The organism is Burkholderia sp. A2 (assembly GCF_001729305.1).
Taxonomy (GTDB): domain Bacteria; phylum Pseudomonadota; class Gammaproteobacteria; order Burkholderiales; family Burkholderiaceae; genus Burkholderia; species Burkholderia sola.
The window spans coordinates 1-385 of record NZ_LZXX01000078.1 but is presented as its reverse complement, the minus strand read 5'-3'; the positions used below and the strand labels follow the sequence as shown (position 1 = coordinate 385).

Here is a 385-nt window from a genome sequence, read left to right as displayed (position 1 = left end):
GGGCGCCGGCGACGGCTTCATCCTCGGTTTTCCGGTACAGGCGCAGGGCGTCGACGATTTCATCGAGCTCGTGATTCCGGTGCTCGAGGCGCGCGGCCGCTACAGCCGCGACCTGCCCGGCGCCACGCTGCGCGACCACCTCGGTCTGCCGCGCAAGGCGAGCCGCTACGCGACGCCCGGCGCAGCACAGGAAACGGCTGCCGAAGCGCACGCCTGACGCCGCCGCACCGCGCGCGCGGCGCGCCCGCCGATCGATCGATTCGAGGATTCCAACGACATGAGCGACACGACCCACCTCGGCGGCGCGCTGCCGCCGCTCTCTTCCCCCGGCGCACGCGAGCCCGGCACGCATTTGCGGATCGTGCCCGCGCGCCACCGGTCGCGC

At 73.8% G+C, this 385-nt stretch carries 1 pseudogene; it reads left to right on the top strand.

What is annotated here, in order from left to right:
* A pseudogene (locus tag A9Z05_RS37600) lies at nt 1-217 on the top strand (LLM class flavin-dependent oxidoreductase); the annotation flags it as partial.
* Nucleotides 218-385 lie beyond the last annotated feature (168 nt).